The organism is Bernardetia aquimarina (assembly GCF_042180575.1).
In the GTDB taxonomy this organism is placed as follows: domain Bacteria; phylum Bacteroidota; class Bacteroidia; order Cytophagales; family Bernardetiaceae; genus Bernardetia.
In genome coordinates, this window is sequence record NZ_CP170094.1 from 5,781,765 (window position 1) to 5,800,636 (window position 18,872).

The 18,872-nt window shown below is 30.7% G+C and carries 18 protein-coding genes; 12 read left to right on the forward strand and 6 right to left on the reverse strand.

Features of this window, described 5'->3' with window-relative positions; translation table 11 throughout:
• Positions 1-144 precede the first annotated feature (144 nt).
• The 8 genes from ACE193_RS24835 to ACE193_RS24870 all read left to right on the forward strand — a co-directional run bounded on the left by ACE193_RS24835 (position 145) and on the right by ACE193_RS24870 (position 6,531).
• The gene (locus ACE193_RS24835; RefSeq protein ID WP_375560885.1) at positions 145-837 is read left to right on the forward strand and encodes a hypothetical protein; all 693 of its coding nucleotides are present in this window, start codon (positions 145-147) and stop codon (positions 835-837) included.
• A 343-nt stretch (positions 838-1,180) separates the two neighbouring features.
• The gene (locus tag ACE193_RS24840) at positions 1,181-1,528 is read left to right on the forward strand and encodes a hypothetical protein (RefSeq protein WP_375560886.1); all 348 of its coding nucleotides are present in this window, start codon (positions 1,181-1,183) and stop codon (positions 1,526-1,528) included.
• Entirely contained in the window at positions 1,488-2,240 is a 753-nt protein-coding gene (locus ACE193_RS24845) for a sensor histidine kinase (RefSeq protein ID WP_375560887.1), read from the forward strand. Before ACE193_RS24840 ends, ACE193_RS24845 begins: the two co-directional genes overlap by 41 nt.
• Positions 2,233-2,913: a response regulator gene (locus tag ACE193_RS24850; RefSeq protein WP_375560888.1), complete on the forward strand. Its 681-nt coding sequence runs from the start codon at positions 2,233-2,235 to the stop codon at positions 2,911-2,913. The genes ACE193_RS24845 and ACE193_RS24850 overlap by 8 nt, the downstream gene beginning before the upstream one ends.
• A 422-nt stretch (positions 2,914-3,335) precedes the next feature.
• Positions 3,336-4,394, forward strand: a complete 1,059-nt coding sequence (locus ACE193_RS24855) for a hypothetical protein (protein WP_375560889.1) — start codon at positions 3,336-3,338, stop codon at positions 4,392-4,394.
• An 81-nt stretch (positions 4,395-4,475) separates the two neighbouring features.
• The gene (locus tag ACE193_RS24860; RefSeq protein ID WP_375560890.1) at positions 4,476-5,489 is read left to right on the forward strand and encodes a hypothetical protein; all 1,014 of its coding nucleotides are present in this window, start codon (positions 4,476-4,478) and stop codon (positions 5,487-5,489) included.
• A gap of 105 nt (positions 5,490-5,594) precedes the next feature.
• On the forward strand, positions 5,595-6,137 hold the full coding sequence (locus ACE193_RS24865) for a transposase family protein (protein ID WP_375558620.1): 543 nt from the start codon (positions 5,595-5,597) through the stop codon (positions 6,135-6,137).
• Complete coding sequence (locus tag ACE193_RS24870; RefSeq protein WP_375558619.1) at positions 6,091-6,531, forward strand: transposase family protein; 441 nt, start codon at positions 6,091-6,093, stop codon at positions 6,529-6,531. Before ACE193_RS24865 ends, ACE193_RS24870 begins: the two co-directional genes overlap by 47 nt.
• Positions 6,532-6,631: 100 nt before the next feature.
• On the opposite strand, the gene ACE193_RS24875 is transcribed toward ACE193_RS24870, so the two are convergent.
• The 3 genes from ACE193_RS24875 to hisD all read right to left on the reverse strand — a co-directional run bounded on the left by ACE193_RS24875 (position 6,632) and on the right by hisD (position 10,295).
• Entirely contained in the window at positions 6,632-6,940 is a 309-nt protein-coding gene (locus ACE193_RS24875; RefSeq protein ID WP_375560891.1) for a hypothetical protein, read from the reverse strand.
• Positions 6,941-6,991: 51 nt separating this feature from the next.
• Positions 6,992-8,857, reverse strand: a complete 1,866-nt coding sequence (locus ACE193_RS24880) for a SpoIIE family protein phosphatase (RefSeq protein ID WP_375560892.1) — start codon at positions 8,855-8,857, stop codon at positions 6,992-6,994.
• A 166-nt stretch (positions 8,858-9,023) separates the two neighbouring features.
• Positions 9,024-10,295 (reverse strand): histidinol dehydrogenase, encoded by a 1,272-nt coding sequence (hisD, locus tag ACE193_RS24885; protein WP_375560893.1) that lies wholly within the window; start codon positions 10,293-10,295, stop codon positions 9,024-9,026.
• A gap of 292 nt (positions 10,296-10,587) precedes the next feature.
• On the opposite strand from hisD, the gene ACE193_RS24890 reads away from it, so the two are divergent.
• Positions 10,588-10,983, forward strand: coding sequence for a hypothetical protein (locus ACE193_RS24890; protein ID WP_375560894.1), 396 nt, complete (start codon positions 10,588-10,590; stop codon positions 10,981-10,983).
• Positions 10,984-11,155: 172 nt separating this feature from the next.
• Here ACE193_RS24890 and ACE193_RS24895 read toward each other — a convergent pair whose 3' ends face one another.
• Positions 11,156-11,446: a hypothetical protein gene (locus ACE193_RS24895; protein WP_375560895.1), complete on the reverse strand. Its 291-nt coding sequence runs from the start codon at positions 11,444-11,446 to the stop codon at positions 11,156-11,158.
• Positions 11,447-11,786: 340 nt separating this feature from the next.
• Positions 11,787-13,181, reverse strand: a complete 1,395-nt coding sequence (locus tag ACE193_RS24900) for a DEAD/DEAH box helicase (protein WP_375560896.1) — start codon at positions 13,179-13,181, stop codon at positions 11,787-11,789.
• A 125-nt stretch (positions 13,182-13,306) separates the two neighbouring features.
• Between ACE193_RS24900 and ACE193_RS24905 the strand changes: the two genes are divergently transcribed.
• Complete coding sequence (locus ACE193_RS24905) at positions 13,307-14,077, forward strand: hypothetical protein (protein ID WP_375560897.1); 771 nt, start codon at positions 13,307-13,309, stop codon at positions 14,075-14,077.
• Positions 14,078-14,173: 96 nt separating this feature from the next.
• Here the strand turns inward: ACE193_RS24905 and ACE193_RS24910 are convergent, their stop codons facing one another.
• Positions 14,174-15,412 (reverse strand): VWA domain-containing protein, encoded by a 1,239-nt coding sequence (locus tag ACE193_RS24910; RefSeq protein ID WP_375560898.1) that lies wholly within the window; start codon positions 15,410-15,412, stop codon positions 14,174-14,176.
• Positions 15,413-16,099: 687 nt separating this feature from the next.
• On the opposite strand from ACE193_RS24910, the gene murD reads away from it, so the two are divergent.
• Positions 16,100-17,470 carry a UDP-N-acetylmuramoyl-L-alanine--D-glutamate ligase gene (murD, locus tag ACE193_RS24915; protein WP_375560899.1) on the forward strand — a complete coding sequence of 457 codons (1,371 nt, stop codon included), beginning with the start codon at positions 16,100-16,102 and terminating at the stop codon, positions 17,468-17,470.
• 60 nt (positions 17,471-17,530) lie between these two features.
• On the forward strand, positions 17,531-18,673 hold the full coding sequence (locus ACE193_RS24920) for a hypothetical protein (RefSeq protein ID WP_375560900.1): 1,143 nt from the start codon (positions 17,531-17,533) through the stop codon (positions 18,671-18,673).
• The last annotated feature ends 199 nt before the right edge of the window (positions 18,674-18,872 follow it).

Consider the following 18,872-nt stretch of genomic DNA (forward strand, 5'->3'; position numbering starts at 1 on the left):
CATAATTTTTAGTATATATATTTGCTTTGAAAAATCGTCCTAATATTCTTTTTTATTGCTTGCTTAGGACTTTATAAATTTGTTACTTGCATAAATCTTTGTTTTTTAATCTGATTATAATACTATTATCAAAACATCACAATCATGAATGTTTTACAAGTGAAATTAGCTATTGCCAAGTGGGGACAAATTAATAATACTGCATTAGGGCTAGATTACCTGACCTCTGGTACAGGCTTTGAAATCAGTAGAGAAGAGTATAATAAATGGTTACAGGTTCAAAAATATAATCAAAAACCGATTGATTCCATTCATGTCTATTTAGGAATATGGGGAATGCAATTTGTTTTTATTTTAGTTGATTCTATTTCTGATGAAAATGAAAATTATAAGATAGATGAAAATTTATTTATTAAAAGTTTTGTGCCTAATTTAGATATAAGCTCTCCAGTAAATGATATAGTTGCTATTCCATCTATTGAATTGCCTGAAGATGAAGCTATGAAACGTTCACTTAGATGGCAATTATACTCTAAATATTGGTTCAAAAATAACCAAACTGAATTTGTAGTAACTGATACACCTGTTCCACATGGTATATTGAGAGCTATGACAGTGCCATTTATAGATTTAAGCCATATATTTGATAATACAAAGGCAGAGCATTTATACTCCTTTTTTGGTATTCAAGAGGATCAAGAATATGGAAATATCATAGAATTAATTTTATGTGATAACCCTACTCCTGTAGATGGTAAATTAGTAACACCTAAGTTTTTTATGGATGTAACCAAACCAGTGCCTCCTTTCTCTCCTTCTGGATATAATTTATTATGATTTATCAGAAAATAAAATACATAATGTGAAAATACTAGAACAACTCATAAACTATTTTTCATATACATCTATACTATTGCTTATTTTAGGCTTAATATTACAGATTATTTATACTAAGCGATTGTTATTCAAATGGGGTATAATTTATTTTTCTTTTTTACTTATAACGGAGTTAGTATCTCAATTATATCCTGTTTTTACAAATGATTCTAATTTATTTTTATTTTCAGTATCCTCTTTTCTAAATTTTGCATTTTTACTTTTTCTGTATTTTAAATATTTTTACTCTTCTTCTGTAAGAAATATTGTTGTTATTTTATTTTTCTCACTTTTTCCTATGTTTTTGCAGTTTATCTTTGAACTAGATACTATAAACTTCAATTCTTATGATAGAGCTATATATAGTTTTGCTGTTATGTTATTAAGCATGGTAGATATTTATTTTATGGTTGGTGGAAAAATAAAATTTAGTAAGTCAAGAATGTTATTAAATAATACAGTATTAGTTTTCTTTGCTCTTGACACATTACTAGCTGTTTCAAATAATTATTTGGTAAGTGAAAATATAGAGTTGGTTGCATGGTTTTGGTTTTTGAGAGCTTTAGCATTGCAAGTATATTATATTTCACTTATTTACTACTTACAAAAAGATGGAAAAACCGATTCACACTTTTATATGGATAGCAACTAGCATTTGTTTATTATCTGTTTTAGTTGGTTTCATAATTTTACTTACTAAAACGTATATAAATCGTATTAGAAAAGAAATTCAAGAAAAAAACTTTCTTGTTATTTCTCATCAAAAAACATTAATCAATAGTAGTATTCAAATTCTTGAACGAGAAAGAGAACGTATTTCATCTGATTTACATGACGACTTAATTGGACAATTATATCGTATCAAATTAATGAATGAAGATGGAAAATTAAATAAATTGCTTGCCGAAAGTATTTCTACAGCTAGGAATATTTCTCATGATTTGACCCCTCCTCTCATAGAAGAATCTTCACTTATTGAATTGATTACAGATTTTATTGCACCTTACAAAAAAAAATATATAGTTACCTTAACTTGCTTTATGTCTTTAAAATTAGACTTAACTAAACAGCAAAAACTACATATATTTAGAATTTTTCAAGAACTAATTAATAATATTATTAAGCATTCTCAAGCTAATAGTATTAATATTACTTTAAGAGGAAGTGAAAAATATTTTGCTTTGCTATTACAAGATAATGGAAAAGGAATAACAATAACTACTAATGTTGGAGGATTAGGCATGAAAAATATAGAATTACGTGTTCAGGTATTAAAAGGCTCTTATCGTTTGAAGCCTAATAAACCCACAGGAACTACATTTATGCTTTTATTAAAAAATAATCAATCCAATTCTAATGAGTAATATTATATCTGTGAGTTTAGTAGATGATGATAAGTTGGTAGTCGATTTATTGAAAGAATTTTTGGACAATCAAAATAATATTTCAGTTTTTATAACTGCTTTTGGGGGAATAGAATTTGTAGAAAAATTACAAAAAGCGACTTCAATACCTCATATTGTAATTTTAGATTTAAAAATGAAGGATGGCGATGGAATAGAAGTTATCGAACATGTAACCAAAAATTATCCTAAATTAAAAATTATTGTTCTTTCTTCGTATTATAAAGCTTCTTTTCTTGGATACATGCTCAAAATTGGAGTTCATGCATTCGTTCCTAAAGAAACAGATAAATTTGAACTACTAAAAATCATTCTTGATGTACATGAAAAGGGACATTTTTTTACATCTGATCAAGTTGAGGTTGTTAGACAACAAGTATCTAATAAAGCCCCTGTATTAAATATTGAGTCTAAAGATGCTTTATCTGAGAGAGAATTAGATGTTTTGCAACTTATTTGTCAGCAATATACTGCCAAAGAAATTGGAGACAAATTATGTATATCTACTAAAACTGTAGAAGCACATAAATCCAACCTTTTACTCAAAACAGGAGTCAGAAATACAGCAGGGCTGATTGTATATGCTGTAAAAAATCAAATTATTGATCCAAGTGAAATTTTTTTAATTGATTGATAAATTAAATTTTCAGAATTATTATACAAAGAGTTTAAATAAGCCAGACTTATTTAGACTCTTTTTTTGTTGTGTTTTAAGGTTTTTTTTTGCATAAAAAACAATCTTAAATTATATAATTCATTTTTGTGTGATTAAATATTTAGTTATGACTTAATTTGTAATAAATTTAACATTTGTGAAAAGATGAATTGAAGTATAAAAATCATTTAAAGTCAAGTAAAAACCCCTAATTATTAAAATTAAGAAATAACCCTATAAATAAAACTATATACTTGAGGTAAATTTGTAATGTAAGAAAAAAAGAAATATACTCTTTAGTAGCTACTATAAGTTGTTTTTGCTTACACAGACGGAATCCGAAAAGTCTTTAGAGTAGGAAAAAAATGTGTACTTAAAAGTATGCAAAACAAAATAATATCATGGCAATATTCAAATTGATCGTTCAAGTTTCTCCACAAGATAGAGAAGGAGCTTTAAAAGGACAAAAACTAATTTTGACTAAAGCATCTCAAGATGGTTCTGGAAATACAAGTTGGGTAGCAACAAGACCATTTGGTGTTACTACAATTAGCTGGGAACAAAAATATGGAGTTTATGCAAGTACTACTGAAATCAAAGAAGGAGCTACAATAAATCGTTTGTCTTCTAAACCTGGAATAGGTGATTCTGGTGATGCAAAAAACAAAATGCTCTACAATTTTACAGACGATGCTATTTTTGTTGAGGGAGCATTATCTTTACCTAATAATAACTATGGGTCAAAAAACTCATATTCTGATTTAGAGTTCTTGACAATGGGAGTCATGCAACAAGCTGATGTAAATGGCACAAAAGTTATGAACCCTATTAATGCACTAACAGTACCTCGTGGTCAAAATTATCAAAGTGAACCCATTGAAAAAGTTACCCTATTTGCTTCAAAAACTATTGGTTCTGAAACTATTATTAGTAAGATTGGAACAGAAACATTTGATGCTGTATATAGAGATGGAAAAACAGAAATTATTTGTCATTACGATAATAATGTTGGCAAGTTTGTAGAAGGCCCTTATCCAAACTTTAAGGTTCAATCAAACGGAACATCCAATGTAGAACTGGATTATACTTACGCATTCACAGGCTTAGGAGTTTGTACAAGCTTGGTAATGTTAGCATGGGTTCGTGATAATCAAGCTCTAATTATTGGACAATTGAGTGGTTTAGTAAGTACTTACTTTGGTACTTTTGATGCTGCTTCAAAATCCTTTAGTGTAATAGGAACATCTGCATTAGCTTGTGCTGAGGCTTGTAAAGCCATACAGGCTGTCATTAATAAAAATTATCCTGGAGGCGACGCACATCTTGTTCACGACAAAAGTGACATTATTATAGATACAGATAGTTGTGTTGTTAAGGCACAAACTTGTGATTTAGAAGATGATGTTATTCTAGACACTGAGAATGGCAAAATTGAGACACGAGTTTTGGAGCTAAAATAACCAATCAAATCTTCACTAACTAAAAAAATGGGCAGTATTGAACATCTCAATACTGCTCATTTATTTTAAATTTTTATAACTATGAATAATTTACGTGATATTATTTTTGCTTTACAGCAGAAAAATCTTGTTTATAATGGAGATTTTTTACTCTTTAGTAATAAACAAATAGAAGATAATAAAATTAAAGCATATAATCATCCTGATGGCTGGATATATCAGAATGAAGGAAAAGGAGCTAATATCGAATTACAAAATAATTCTTGTGTAATTACTGTGAATTCTGTGTCTGAAAACTATATGATTTTCAAACAACAAGTGAATGAATTTCCTAGATGGGAAGATTATCTCAAAGGAAAAACTGTTACAGCAAAAATACATATTAGTGTTCCACAAAATACAGTAATTAGTTTTAGTTTAAGTGATGGAGTAATTGAAAATAAGGTTACAAATGAAATCACAAAAGAAACTGATTATGAAATAGAGCTTGCGATTGAAGTAAGTGCATCTGCAAAAAACCTTACTATTTCTTTGGAAAGCAAACAAAATAATGCAGTTATTACTATAAATAAAATTTATGCTAATATTGGAAAAGTTGCACTTGAAAATCTCACACCTATGGTTCTTGGGGTTATTGGAGAAAGAAAACAATATATAGCTACACAAAATCCACCAGCCTGCGAATTATCTATTTGTAATGAATCTAAGTCTCTTAATGATAACTATACTCGTTTGAACTCAGTTTTAAATGGCAGGTTTGGTAAAAGTACAGATGGTTATTCATTACTTCCAGATATTAGAGGGTATTTTAGTCGTGCTTGGAATAATAAAAGCAATATTGATAAAACAGCAACTAAACGAACTCAGATTGGCTCTGATACAGTATTAGGAGATAAAGTTGGTACACAAGAACAAGAACATTTTTTGGCTCATACACACGAATTAAAGTTTGATACAAGAAATGTATCAGTTGAAGTAGGTGCTACTCCTATAATTGTATTTGATATAGTCGGAAAGTCTGAAACTAAATTGCGTGGAGATGAAGAAACTAATCCAATTAATTTTTCAGAGCTTTATACAATTAAATGGTCTTAAGAATTCAAAAAAAGTGATTATTATACCAAAATAAAAATTACACCTAAAAAATTAGACTTTAAAACGTAAATTTTATTATATTAGCGGTCATTTTATCCTTACTTTATGATTGATTTACCTAACTTACGTAAAAAAGAAAAGCCTTTTATGGCTCTTACTAGCTTGACTATCAAAGAGTTTGATGAGTTATTAGCTACTTTTTCTCCACTTTGGGAAAAACATTATATGTATTATGACCTCAAAGGAAAGGCTAGAAATAAGCCCACCTTCCGAGAACACGCAAAAATACAACTAAAAGGTAGTGAAATGAAACTTTTTTTTATCCTTTACTACTTGAAAAACAACCCTTTACAGGAATCTTTAGCTCTTACTTTTGATGTTTCTCAAGGAAAAGTTAATCAATGGATTAACAGCCTTCTTCCCATTTTAAAAGAAAGTTTAAGAAAAATTAATGTATTGCCTGCAAGAAATGAATCGGAATGGACAATAAAACTTGCAGATCGTGTTGAAGAAGCAGGTAAAGCCTTAGAGTTATGGGTAGATGGAAGCGAACGTGAAATTCCTCGTCCCTCCGATTACAAAGCTCAAAAAGAAGTATATAGTGGAAAAAAAAAAGCACACTATAAAAAATACTTTAGTTACAGATAAACATCAAGAGGTAGTTTTTTTAGGAGATACAGAAACAGGAAAAGTACACGATAAACGTTTATTAGAAGAAGATGATATTACCTTTCCTGAGGGAACTATTCTTCATCAAGATACTGGTTATCAAGGTCATAGACCTAAAGGTGTCCTTATTGAGCAACCCAAAAAAAAGCCTAGAGGAAAAGAATTATCGGAGCAGGACAAGGCTGAAAATAGTAAAAAGTCTAGTCGTAGAGTACGTGCAGAACACAGCATAGCAGGAGTAAAAAGACTTAGAATTGTCTTAGATGAAATCCGATTGTGGGGAGAAGAGGTAAGAGACCAAGTCATGGAAATTGCGTGTGGTATTCATAATTTAAGGGTAAAGACAAGAATAACCTATCAAAAATTATCGTAATAAAGTCTATTATATTGGTACTTGACCTGCTTGCTAAATTAGGTCAGTTTCGTAGAGCAGACCGAAAGTAGTAAAGGGAAAAATAGTTTTTATTTTGGTATTATGCTTCTATCAAACTATACTTTTTATCTTTATAATTTAGTTTCATCGTGCCTTTTTTCCAGTCATTTTCTAAAGCAAATAAGATGGATTCTTTTATGAATTTTGGTGTAATGGCTTGGGGGTAAAAATTAGGAGGCATATTTTTAATATCATGTATAAATAGCCAGATATCATACCATCCAAAGTCAATAATTAGTAAACAATTATTGTTTTCTTCTGATGTGATAAATACTTTCTCGTTGAATTTCCAGTAATATTTTTTATTGTTTACTATAATTGTCCGTAAACCTTTTTTAGAAATTGCCATTTGTATAATAAAGTGTTTTGCTATTCTTGGTGTCTTGCCAACAATATAATCCTAAATTTTCCCACCAATTACAAGTACATCATCAACAGGATTATGTTCAATTCCAATCCAATTTTTGAAGGTTTGATAAAGAATTTGTTTTTGTTCGGCTGTATCTTCTGTATGAATCTCAAAAAGTAGTTCTCTAAAGTTTTTGACCATAAACTTGCGTCCTCGTTCTCCTCCAAATTGGTCTTGAAAACCGTCAGAAAAAATATAAAACGTTGTTGGAATAGAAATATCAATTACGTGTTCTGTAAAATCGTTTTTATGTTCTCTTTCCGAACCACCGATAGGCATTTTATCGCCTTTAATGACTTCTAAATTATTATTTTGAATATAGAAAATAGGGTTTTTAGCTCCTGCAAAAGTAAGCGTTTTGGCTTTTTTGTCTATACAAACGATTGCCAAATCCATTCCGTCGTGGATATTGGTTTCGTCTTTATGTAATGCTGTTGTGATACCTTTATTTAATTGATTCAAAATTTTGGCAGGTGAAGTAACATGATTTTCGCCTACAATCTTACTTAGATTTTCATTTCCTATCATAGACATAAATGCTCCTGGAACTCCATGACCTGTACAATCGACGGCAGCAAGAATGGTTTTCTGTTCTTCTGGAAAATGATGGAAAAAATAAAAATCTCCACTTACAATATCACGAGGTCGAAAAAAGACAAATGATTCGGGTAGAGCTTTTTGGATATTGACAATATTTGGAAGCATGGCTTCTTGAATGCGTTTTGCGTATGTAATACTGGAGGTAATTTGTCTGTTTTTGTCTTCAATGTCATTTATAGCAGTTTCTAACTCATGGTTCTGTTCCATGATGTGCATTTGTTGAAAACTAATTTCTTCATTTTTTTCTTGAAGTATCAAATTAGCTTTCTTTTTCTGTTGCTGGCTTCTATAAATAAAAAATATTCCTACTAAGGCAAGCAATAAAATAGCTGCAATTCCTCCAATATAAAGACGTTGTCTTGCTATTTTTTGTTCATTTTCAGCTTGTTCTTGTGCAAATTTTGCTTCTTGTAAATCTGTTTCTTGTTGGAGGACTTTATAGGCTAATTCTTGTTTTGTAAAATTAGATTCTAGTTTATTTAGTTCTTCATTTTTATTTTCTATATTTTTTTCTTGTTCTTTTAATTTTGTGTTTTTCAAGGCTATTTCTAGCTCTGCTTTTTGTTTTTCGACTTCTGATAAAGCTGCTTGTAATCTGGCTTTATCTGCTTCTGCACTTACAATGGCTATTTTTCTCTGTTGCGACATTTCATGAAAATTTCGATACAAATCAAAATATTCTTTTGTTTTTTCAGAATTTCCTGCTTTTTCGTAGGTTTCGGCAAGCATTCCATAAATACTTCGCATTTGCTCTAAATCCAATGATTCTTTTGCCAAATCTAAACCATCTAAAAGTTGTTTGGCTGCTTCGTCGTGTCTTTTGAGGTTGTTTAGAACAACAGCCGTATTGATTTGAGCAGAAATAATAGGTTCTTTTATTCCTTGTTTTTTTCGTCCTTCCAAGGTTCTTTGAAAAAAAATAAGTGCAGAATCAAATTTTTCTAAATCAGCATAAATAGTAGCTAGATTGCTATAAATACCATACATTCCACTTTGATTATCTACTTTTTGATTAAAAACTAATGACTTTTGAAAGTAGGTAATAGCTGGACGTAATTCTTTTTTATCCCAATGAATAAGGGCCGCTTTATTCAAAAAATCACTTGCTCCTCTATAATCTCCTTGATTTTTGCGCTCCTCTGATTTCTCCAAACAAGCTTCAACAGTCAGTTTTTCACCTGATGCAGTTACAAACTGTGCTTTTAGAGAAGATACAAAAAATAGATAAAAAAGTATAAATAATAAATAATTTCGCATTATTACAATAATGAAACAAAATAAAAAAAATGGAATTGATTAGGTGTTAAAATGCCCTCTATCCAAATATAAGGCTATTTTGTCGAAAAAAGTAGAAATAATTGAAAAAAATGATTATTAATTAAACTGCCAAGAGAATAGAGTACTCTTGACAGTTATTTTATTTTTATAATCTCACACGAACAGCATTTGCATGTGCTTTTAGTTCTTCGGCTTCTGCCATTTCAATTACAGTTTGTCCAATTTGATTCAAACCTTCTTTTGTAAGAACTTGAAACGTAATTTTTTTGACAAAACTATCTAAAGAAACACCACTATATGCCCTCGCATGTCCGTCTGTTGGCAATGTATGATTTGTTCCAGAAGCATAATCTCCAACAGATTCAGGTGTATAATTTCCCAAAAATACAGAACCTGCATTGATGATATGTTCGGCTGCTTCTTCTGGATTTTTTAAAGCAATAATCAAATGTTCGGGAGCATAAAAATTACTCATCTCCAAAATTTCCTGTCTGTTTTGTAATACAACAAAACGACTATTTTCTAAAGACTTTTGAGCAAAATCTTTTCTTGGAAGTGATTCTAGTTGTTTCTCTACTTCGTTTTTGATTTGATTTGCAGTTTCTTCATTATCTGTCATCAAAATAACTTGACTGTCTTTTCCATGTTCGGCTTGAGAGAGCAAATCAGCAGCTACAAAGCTAGGAACACACGTTTTATCAGCTAAAACAGCCACTTCTGAAGGACCAGCAGGCATATCTATTGCAATTCCTTCATTTTGAATAAGTTGTTTGGCTACGGTTACATACTGATTTCCAGGACCGAAAATTTTATAAACCTTTGGCACAGAATCCGTTCCATACGCCATTGCACCAATCGCTTGTATTCCTCCAATTTTGAAAATATCTGTCGCTCCTACAAGATGAGCAGCATACAAAATAGCAGGGTGAATTTTTCCCTCTTTATTAGGAGGAGAACACAAAATTATCTTTTTGCAGCCAGCAATTTTGGCAGGAATACCAAGCATCAAAACAGTGGAAAAAAGAGGAGCAGTTCCTCCAGGGATATACAAACCTACTTTTTCGATACCCACACTTTTTCTCCAACATGTAATTCCTTTGGTAATTTCTACTTTTTTTACTTCTTCTTGTTGACTCTGGTGAAAAACCAAAATATTTTTATAGGCTTGATTTATAGCCGTTTTTAGAGGTTCAGAAACTAGGTTTTCAGCTTCTTTAATTTCTTCTGCGTTTACTCTAAAGTCTTCTAATTCTATTTTATCAAACTCTTTTGTGAATTTTTGAATAGCTTTATCTCCGTTTTCTTTTATAGAATGCAAAACACTCTGAACTTGAGATTCAATTTGTTTTAAAGAAAAAGTAGGACGAGTACAGATAGATTCCCATTCGTTGCGAGCAGGTTGATTGTATATTTTCATTGGAAAAGTAAATGCTATTTCTCTGAATAGATTGAATAAATAATTTTTGCACAAAAGAATCTAATCTTTTGACAAACCATAATGTTAGGCAAAAGTAGTCACGAAGTTAGTTTTTTCAAAGAAAATATAGATTCAATTTATGAGAGATAGTTTTTTTAACCCAAAAAAAAGTGAGAGTTGAAAAACTTATGTAAGTTAGGTGTATTTTTAAGGGATATTCAGATTTTTATTGCTATATTTGGTTGTGTTTAAAAAATAATGTTTTTATTAATTACTACTACAATATTTTATTATGAAAAAGAATTATATTCTTTCTATTTGCCTAACTTTATCTTTGGCAGTTATCTTTTTTGCATTTACAACGACTAACAAATCTACTAATCATGTAGATGAGATTGTACAATATGAATACATGCAAATCAATACATTAGAGTCAGTTGTTTCTGGAGGTCTAGGACGTTCAAGATTGATTATAACTCGTGCAAATGGAAAAGCAGACAAGCCTGTTGATATGGAAAATTATTATAGTGCAATAGGTATTAACTTTGGTAATATTGCCGAAAATGAAGAAAAAATAGTTGTTTTACTTAATTTGTTAGGTAAAGAAGGCTGGGAGGTTGTTGGTACTACAAGTGGTGGCAACCAAGTTTATTTCACTAAATATACCTTGAAGAGAGCAAAGCAATAATCTTAATACTTTCTAGGTATTTTAAAAATCCATTTATACAAATGGATTTTTTTGTGCGAATGATTTACTTTAGGAACGATTACTAATTGTGAGTGTAATATATTGAATACCAGTGACTTATTAATTCAAAGTGAGTGTGTTATTTCAATTCCTTAACTAAAGTTTATTGATTTTATTTTTTCTCTTGGAATATCATTATTTCTAAGTTTGGGTCTAGTTTGTTTTTAGCTTCTTCAACTTCTTTTTTCGACATTTTTCTAATAAATAAAGCAGAAGAACCACAATGATGCTTTTGATTCTTACCATAAAAGTGAATAAAGTAAAGTCCTTTTTTGAGTGTTTGAAATTTAGTTTCACTTCTTTTTTTATTGAGCAGTTTTACGAAACGAGGAAGTTCATACAGCTTGTATTTCACGTTTGTATCTATGATGTCTTTTTCTAAATCGTCCCAACGAGTCTCCATCCTAACAGATAGATTTTTTATAGAATCAGAGTCTAATTCTGTAATAACAAAAGCTCTACACCAAACTTTTTGCCTCCTTTTACAACCTGATAGAAGAAAATATGAAGATATAATATTATCAGTCCAAACTAGGTAAGAGTCACAAATTTTCTCCCTTTAAAAGATATTTTATAGGCAAACGCACGAAATTTTTAATATGGTTGTAATAGCTCAAAAACAGGCTTTATTTATCAGAGTAATATTAAAATACAAAGTCAAAAACTAGCTTGATTTGTTTTAAATATACACAGAAAAATTTCGTGCGTTTGCCCTAGGTATTTTATTCCACTAATTACTGTTTTTACTTGCCTCTTCCTTTACCACTAAATTTTGGATTATTACTCCTACGTCCTTTCGTATTTGATTTTGCTTTACCCAAATTTACAGAATTAGATTTCCCTTTACTTCCTCCTTGAGAATCAGAAGTACGATTTCTTTCTCTGTTTCTATTAAAACCACCTCTTCCACTTCGTTGGCGTGCTGCCAATTCAGCTTCTTCGATGTCTTCTTTTGAAGGTGCAGTAGGTTCAAAACCTTCTACTACTTTTTTCTCAATTTTTTCGTTGAGAAGTTTTTCAATGTTTTCTACAAATTCAATTTCGTCATGAGAAACTAACGAAATAGCATCTCCTCCTGCACCTGCACGACCTGTACGACCAATTCTATGTACATAATCTTCTGGAACATTTGGTAATTCGTAATTAATCACATACGGCAAAAGTGGAATGTCTAAACCTCTTGCTGCAATATCTGTCGCTACCAAAACACGAATAGAACCATCTTTAAAGCCTTGTAGAGCTTTTGTACGTGCATTTTGAGTTTTGTTTCCATGGATGGCTGCTGCTTGAATTCCTCTTTTAGTCATTCTATCACTCAAACGGTTTGCACCATGTTTTGTACGAGTGAAAACCAAAACCTGTTCCCATTCTCCCTCATCAATCAATTTTATAATCAAATCTGATTTTCGTGTTTTATTTACACTATAAACAGTTTGATTGATTTTTTCTACGGTGGTATTTTCTGGAGTTGCTTCTACGGTTACGTGATTATTTAATATTTTTCCTGCTAAAGATTTTATTTCTTTAGAGAAAGTAGCCGAAAAAAGAAGATTTTGCCTTTTGGTAGGAACAAGTTTAATTACTCGTTTTATATCGTGCAAAAATCCCATATCTAGCATTCTATCAGCTTCATCCAATACCAAAATCTCTACATCGGCAAGCGAAAGAGCTTTTTGTCCTTCCAAATCCAACAAACGACCGGGAGTTGCTACCAAGACATCAACACCATTTTTTAGCGTTCTGATTTGTGGATTTTGATTGACACCGCCAAAAATAACAGCACTTCGAATATCTAAAAATTCGCTATATTCCTTTACATTTTCGAAAACCTGTGCTGCAAGTTCACGAGTAGGAGTAAGGATAAGACAACGTAAACTACGTCTTCTAATCTTCGAACGCTGCTTTACATCTTGAGTAAGAAGTTGGAGCATAGGAAGCGTAAACCCTGCTGTTTTTCCAGTTCCAGTTTGTGCTGATGCCAAAACATCTTTTCTATCTAAAACAAAGGGAATTACTTTTTCTTGAATAGGTGAAGGCAAAGTATAACCTACTTTTTTTACAGCTTGAAGAAGCTCATCTGAAAGACCTAAATCAGCAAATGATTTGGTCGTATTATTTTTTGTACTATTGTCTGACATATAAATGGATTGTGAAATGAGCCTTTTTATATCTTGTAAATCACAAACAATAAAGTTTTAGAATAAAAACAGTATTTTTGTTAAACCTCATTTCGGAATGTAACTACAAAGATACTATTAATTTTATGAAAAAATATATCTCTGCTTTTCTAATCACAATTTTTATGCTCTGTATTGTTGCTTGTACTTCAGAACAAGAACAACAACCAACCAATTTGATTACAGAAAATCTTTCTGAAAGTCAGATTGATTCAGTCTTGAATCAATTTGAATTTGAATATGAAAACCCTGTTTTTATAGAAAATAGTGATGAAATTTTATTACCTATAAAAACCTCACTTGTAGGAAATGGAAAAAGTAGTAGGAAATATTCTGGTTACTCTTACGACTCTTATGATTCTTATGAAGAAAAAAATAGATTTACAACTACTTGGAATATGTTGTTTTATAATAAGGCGACAGGAAATACTCACTTATTGACTGACCAAAAATATAATATCACAGATTTTACAACCAACATAAAAGAAACAGGAGCTGTTCTCTCAAAAAGTATTTTATACAATATTATTTCTTTAGATAATAATTATGATGGAGAATTGGATTATAAAGACCCTCAAAACCTTTATATTTCTACTAATGATGGCAAAAACTTAAAATTACTTTCTCCTCAAAAAGAAGCCTTACAATCTTATACATTAGTTCCTAAAAATGACCAAATCATTATCCGAACGCTTAGAGATACAAATAATGATTCTTTGTTTAGGATTAAAGAAGATGAACAGATTTGGTATAAAATAGATTTACAAACTGACTCTGTTGCTAAAGAAATGGTAGAGAAAAATTTACAAGAAAAAGTAAAACGACTTTATTTTGAGCAATGGCTTAAAAAGAAGTAAAATTGGTTTTGCTCTCAAATAGAGTTTAATAAACATAGAAAAGTTGAGAGAATTATTTTCTCAGCTTTTCTATGTGTTACCTCAATAATTATAATTTTATTCAGCATATTTATTTACTAATCTTACCATTAGGTTGTTGAGGTATTCTACTTCATATTCCCCTACTGTAGCTTCTATATGGTCATTTCCTATTCCACTATGATTTGTGATAAAAACATAGGTGGAGTTAGTAGCTAAACTAAAAGAACGCATCAATGCTTCTGTATTTTTATTAATTCCACTTGCAGTGATAGGAATCACTTTAATTCCTAATTTTGCTGCTTCTTTTATACTTGCTTGTAAATTTTGGATTACTTGTGCTTCTGAATGAGCAGGCGCATCTAAAATTAAAAAGATAATTTTTGTCTTCGCATTTGGATTCCATTCTAGTTGAAAAATAGCTTTATCCAAACCACTATGAACAGCTTCAGGATAATCTCCACCTCCAACTGCATCTTGTGATTTGATAAAATCAATAGTTTGAGAAGTGCTTTGAGTAAAAGGAGAAACTTTAGTTACATATTCATCAAACTCATCTCTATAGAAAACAGAAGAAGTACGTATTGTTTTGTTGGGATTGTTTGTAGAAATTCTTTGTATTACATCTTGAAGTTCATTCTTTAGAAAATGAATTTCATCGCCCATAGAACCTGTTGCATCTACAACAAAAGAAATATCTATTTGAGGTGAAGTAGAAGGAATAGAAGAAGTATTATTTATTATAATGGTGTGAGTATCTTCTATAGTTTGATATAACTGAACAGGATTAATTACTTGATTCGTTGAATGAATCACAATTCGACAATCTTCTAGCTTTACATTTGAATTTTTTTCATAAAGATTTAGCCATAATTCAGCTCTACCTAAATTGTCTGTTTTTGAAGTCCATATTTTGTTTGAATTATTCATTAATGATACTTCTATATTTCCTAAAGCATTGCCTAAGTCATTTTCAATTTTTATAGCAATTCTTTGAGTAGGAAAAAAATTCCAATAATCTGAATAATTTGCAAATTGAGTAGAAGAAGATAAGTTTTTCCAAAAATCCCAATTATCCAAGTCATTCCATTCTCCTGCTGTCATTACTCCTGAAGAATCTGCACCATTTCCTCCACCTCCATCATCAGGAGTACTAGAAGAATCATCAGAATCTGAACCATCTGAACCACCTGTAGAAATATCTTCACTGCTATCTCTATATGAACCATCGTCATAATCTTCTGCACAACTAAAGAAAAATAATAAACAGAAAGAGAGAAAAAATAAGTTGAGAAAAGTTAGTTTTGAAAGTTTCATAATAGAATGTAAATTTATTTGGTTATCTGACAATTTTTGTGAAGTTTTGATTTTTACTCCGTTAGGAGTTTTATATTGGTAGAAAAATAGAAACGTTAAAACTCATCTACTCCGTAGGAGTTGCATAGCATTTTTTACTACCTATTCTAAATGCTACCAATGTGTAGTTCCTAACGGAACAGAATACAGTTTCTACATTCTTAACTTTGTTACCAATATCAAGTTCCTACGGAACATCAAGGCAAATAAGTGTATTAATGGTAGCTGTTAACTACCCATGTTACACGTTCCACAAAAATTGTCAGATAACCATTTATTTTTTGTTAAAAAATTTGTAATCTATACGTATCTTGATTTATAAAGTGTTGCAAATGCTGTAAGATTTATTCGTGTATTTTATGACTTTGATTAATTTTATCATTGAAATAGTTTTAATACTTGAAAGACTAGAGTAAATTTTGTTTTAGAATGAATTTTTATGTAAATTTTAAGTGAAAATTATGAATATTCGAATTTGTAACTCAAATTTGCATGTTCTACTATCTTATTTTTTATATTTTTACTTGTTTGGGAATAGAGTTTTGTAAAATTCAAGACTTTTAGATTAAATTACTTATTACAAATAAATTACATTAGTTATCGTAATTTTTAATTCGTAATTGTTCCTTACTTCTAGCTTTTACGATTATGAAACAAAAAAATGTAGTTATTCTTGGTGGTGGAGAAAGTGGTGTAGGGGCAGCTCGCCTAGCAGCCGAAAAAGGATATAATGTTTTTCTATCCGAAAAAAATAAACTTTCTGATGAAAATCGCTATGAACTAGAGCATCACAAGATTTTTTATGAGGAAGGATTGCATACCGAATCAATTATTTTGGGAGCAGATTTGATTATCAAAAGTCCAGGGATTCCTGAAACTACGCCTATTATGGAAGCTATTCGATTAGAACATATCGATGTAGTTTCTGAAATTGAATTTGCTTCTCGTTTTGTTTCTGGAAAAATAATAGCTATTACAGGAACAAATGGAAAAACAACAACGACACTTTTGGCTTATTATTTACTCAAAAGTGCAGGTTTGAGTGTTTGCCTAGCTGGAAATATAGGAAAAAGTTTTGCTCGTGAAGCGATTGAAGATGATTATGATTATTATGTGATTGAAGTAAGTAGTTTTCAGTTAGATGACATTGATGAGTTTCGTCCTCATGTGGCTGTTCTTTTGAATATTACGCCTGACCATTTGGATAGATATGATTATCAAATGGAAAATTATGTAAATGCAAAGTTCAAAATCAATGAAAATCAGAGCAATAAAGACTTTTTTATTTATAATGAGGAAGATATAGAATCACTCAAATATATTCGTTTTCATCGCCTTGCTGGGAGAATGCTTCCTATTAATATTTCAAAACAAAAAGAATATTTATCACTTCAAAATAAGCTAAGAATTTCGGCTACGCCTGCTCAAATGTTGGATATTCCTATTTCTGATTTGCCACTCAAAGGAGCGCATAATTTTCTGAATATTGCAGCAGCAGGAATGGTAGCACAGATTATAGGACTTTCAGATGAACAAATCATAAAAGGTTTAAAGTCATTCAAAAATGCACCTCACCGATTAGAAAAAATCAAGACTATAAAAGGAATTACATTTATAAATGACTCAAAGGCGACCAATGTTGATGCTGTTTCGTATGCCCTAGAGAGTTTTGATAAGCCTTTGATTTGGATTGTGGGAGGAGTGGATAAAGGAAATGAATATGAACTTATTGAAGAGTCTGTCAAAAAGAATGTTCGTGCAATCGTTTGTCTGGGAAAAGATAATGAAAAACTAATTACTTTTTTTAAGGAAAAAGTAAGCGAAATTAGAGAAACAAACAGTATGAAAAAAGCAATCGAAACTGCTTTTAGCTTGGCAGAAAATGAAGACATTGTTTTGCTTTCTCCTGCATGTGCGAGTTTTGATTTATTCAAAAACTACGAAGATAGAGGCGACCAATTTCGTCGTTATGTACAAGAATTAGCTTTAAATTTAAAAGAAAAACAACAACCTGTATAGGTAATTATTAACCCTAAGGGGCTTCAGTGACCCTTAGGGTTTGAGTATAAAAAACAAAAAATGGAAGCATCTGTAAAAAACAAACCGAATCTAAACCTAAAAAAGGAACAAGAAAAAACAAAAAATCAGGCAGTCTTGCCCAACCGTTTTTCTATGAATTGGATTGTAAGCCGTCGTTATGACGGTTTCTTTTTTATAGGAAGTTGTGTTTTTACACTCTTTTTTTTAGGGATTTTTATGTATGCAGAAACATTAGATCTAGCTCCTCAAGGTGATTCTATTATTCTTACTTATTTTGTTTTTACGGCTATTTTTGACCACCCTCATATTTTTCAAACCTTCTCAAGAACACACGCTGATAAAGAAGAATTTGAAGAACGAAAAAATATGCATACGTGGGGATTAGCTGCTTTTATTGTCGCTGGGTTGGTTCTGACAGGAATGGGATTTGAAAAAGAACTGATTGTTTTTGCTGCATTTTTTGGAAGTTGGCATATTATCCGTCAGCATTCTGGTTTTTTGAAGGCGTATAAAGGAATCAATCAAGATTTTGATAAAATTGATGACTATTTGGATACAGGTCTTTTTTATTCGGGTATGTTTGCTTGTTTTTTTAGAGATTATTCGGATATAAAAAGCCCTGTCGTGATTTATAAAGAACTAACTGCTAACTTCCCTTATCTTCCCCCACAGATTACAGAAATCGTTTGGAGTATTTTTATTTTCTTTTTGGTTGCTTTTTCATTGCGTCAAGTGTGGAGATTGTACAAACGAAAACCAATAAATATTCCTAAAATACTATTTTTAGTCGCTGCACTTTCTACGCATTATTTTGTGTTTTTTCTTACTGCTTTGCCTTTTTTAGTTGCAGAATCACTAGAAACTGTCTATCATAACATTCAGTATCAAGGCTTTGTGATGCACTACCAAAGAAAGCGTTTTGCTCATATCAAAAATGTCGTTTTGAAGTGGTTTGGCGTTGCTATGATTTATGGTTTGGTAGTCGGAACAATAGAAGTAATAGGCTTAATGACTAATGGATGGGCAAAATGGCTTTTTGTTCCCTTTACAATGGTTGTAATTTATCATTACTATATCGATGGGTTAATATGGAAGTTTGGTAAAAATCCAGAACTGCGAAAACTTCTTTTTGATAAAAGTGCTGTTGTTTCTTCTTCTTCTGATAAAGAAAATATTGATTAATTGAATAAAAATTATGTATTAAAAGTAGGATTAAATAAACTTTTATTCAAAATAAATACATACCTTTGCAGCAGCAAATCCCCTCTATTACTAATTTCTATTTCCAAACAGAATTATCTCTGATTATAAAGTACACTTTTTACCTATCCCCTCAAAAACTGTACTTTATAGTTTCATAATTCGCAATTTATTTTCTTTG

Excerpts from the sequence above, each read along its gene's own strand:
- murD (WP_375560899.1), top strand. The coding sequence starts at position 16,100 with ATGAAACAAAAAAATGTAGTTATTCTTGGTGGTGGAGAAAGTGGTGTA.
- ACE193_RS24875 (WP_375560891.1), bottom strand. The coding sequence starts at position 6,940 with ATGGCAATTTCTAAAAAAGGTTTACGGACAATTATAGTAAACAATAAA.
- ACE193_RS24895 (WP_375560895.1), bottom strand. The coding sequence starts at position 11,446 with ATGGAGACTCGTTGGGACGATTTAGAAAAAGACATCATAGATACAAAC.
- ACE193_RS24855 (WP_375560889.1), top strand. The coding sequence starts at position 3,336 with ATGGCAATATTCAAATTGATCGTTCAAGTTTCTCCACAAGATAGAGAA.
- ACE193_RS24890 (WP_375560894.1), top strand. The coding sequence starts at position 10,588 with ATGAAAAAGAATTATATTCTTTCTATTTGCCTAACTTTATCTTTGGCA.
- ACE193_RS24845 (WP_375560887.1), top strand. The coding sequence starts at position 1,488 with ATGGAAAAACCGATTCACACTTTTATATGGATAGCAACTAGCATTTGT.
- ACE193_RS24860 (WP_375560890.1), top strand. The coding sequence starts at position 4,476 with ATGAATAATTTACGTGATATTATTTTTGCTTTACAGCAGAAAAATCTT.
- ACE193_RS24880 (WP_375560892.1), bottom strand. The coding sequence starts at position 8,857 with ATGCGAAATTATTTATTATTTATACTTTTTTATCTATTTTTTGTATCT.
- ACE193_RS24835 (WP_375560885.1), top strand. The coding sequence starts at position 145 with ATGAATGTTTTACAAGTGAAATTAGCTATTGCCAAGTGGGGACAAATT.
- ACE193_RS24905 (WP_375560897.1), top strand. The coding sequence starts at position 13,307 with ATGAAAAAATATATCTCTGCTTTTCTAATCACAATTTTTATGCTCTGT.
- ACE193_RS24910 (WP_375560898.1), bottom strand. The coding sequence starts at position 15,412 with ATGAAACTTTCAAAACTAACTTTTCTCAACTTATTTTTTCTCTCTTTC.
- ACE193_RS24865 (WP_375558620.1), top strand. The coding sequence starts at position 5,595 with ATGATTGATTTACCTAACTTACGTAAAAAAGAAAAGCCTTTTATGGCT.
- ACE193_RS24900 (WP_375560896.1), bottom strand. The coding sequence starts at position 13,181 with ATGTCAGACAATAGTACAAAAAATAATACGACCAAATCATTTGCTGAT.
- ACE193_RS24920 (WP_375560900.1), top strand. The coding sequence starts at position 17,531 with ATGGAAGCATCTGTAAAAAACAAACCGAATCTAAACCTAAAAAAGGAA.
- hisD (WP_375560893.1), bottom strand. The coding sequence starts at position 10,295 with ATGAAAATATACAATCAACCTGCTCGCAACGAATGGGAATCTATCTGT.
- ACE193_RS24850 (WP_375560888.1), top strand. The coding sequence starts at position 2,233 with ATGAGTAATATTATATCTGTGAGTTTAGTAGATGATGATAAGTTGGTA.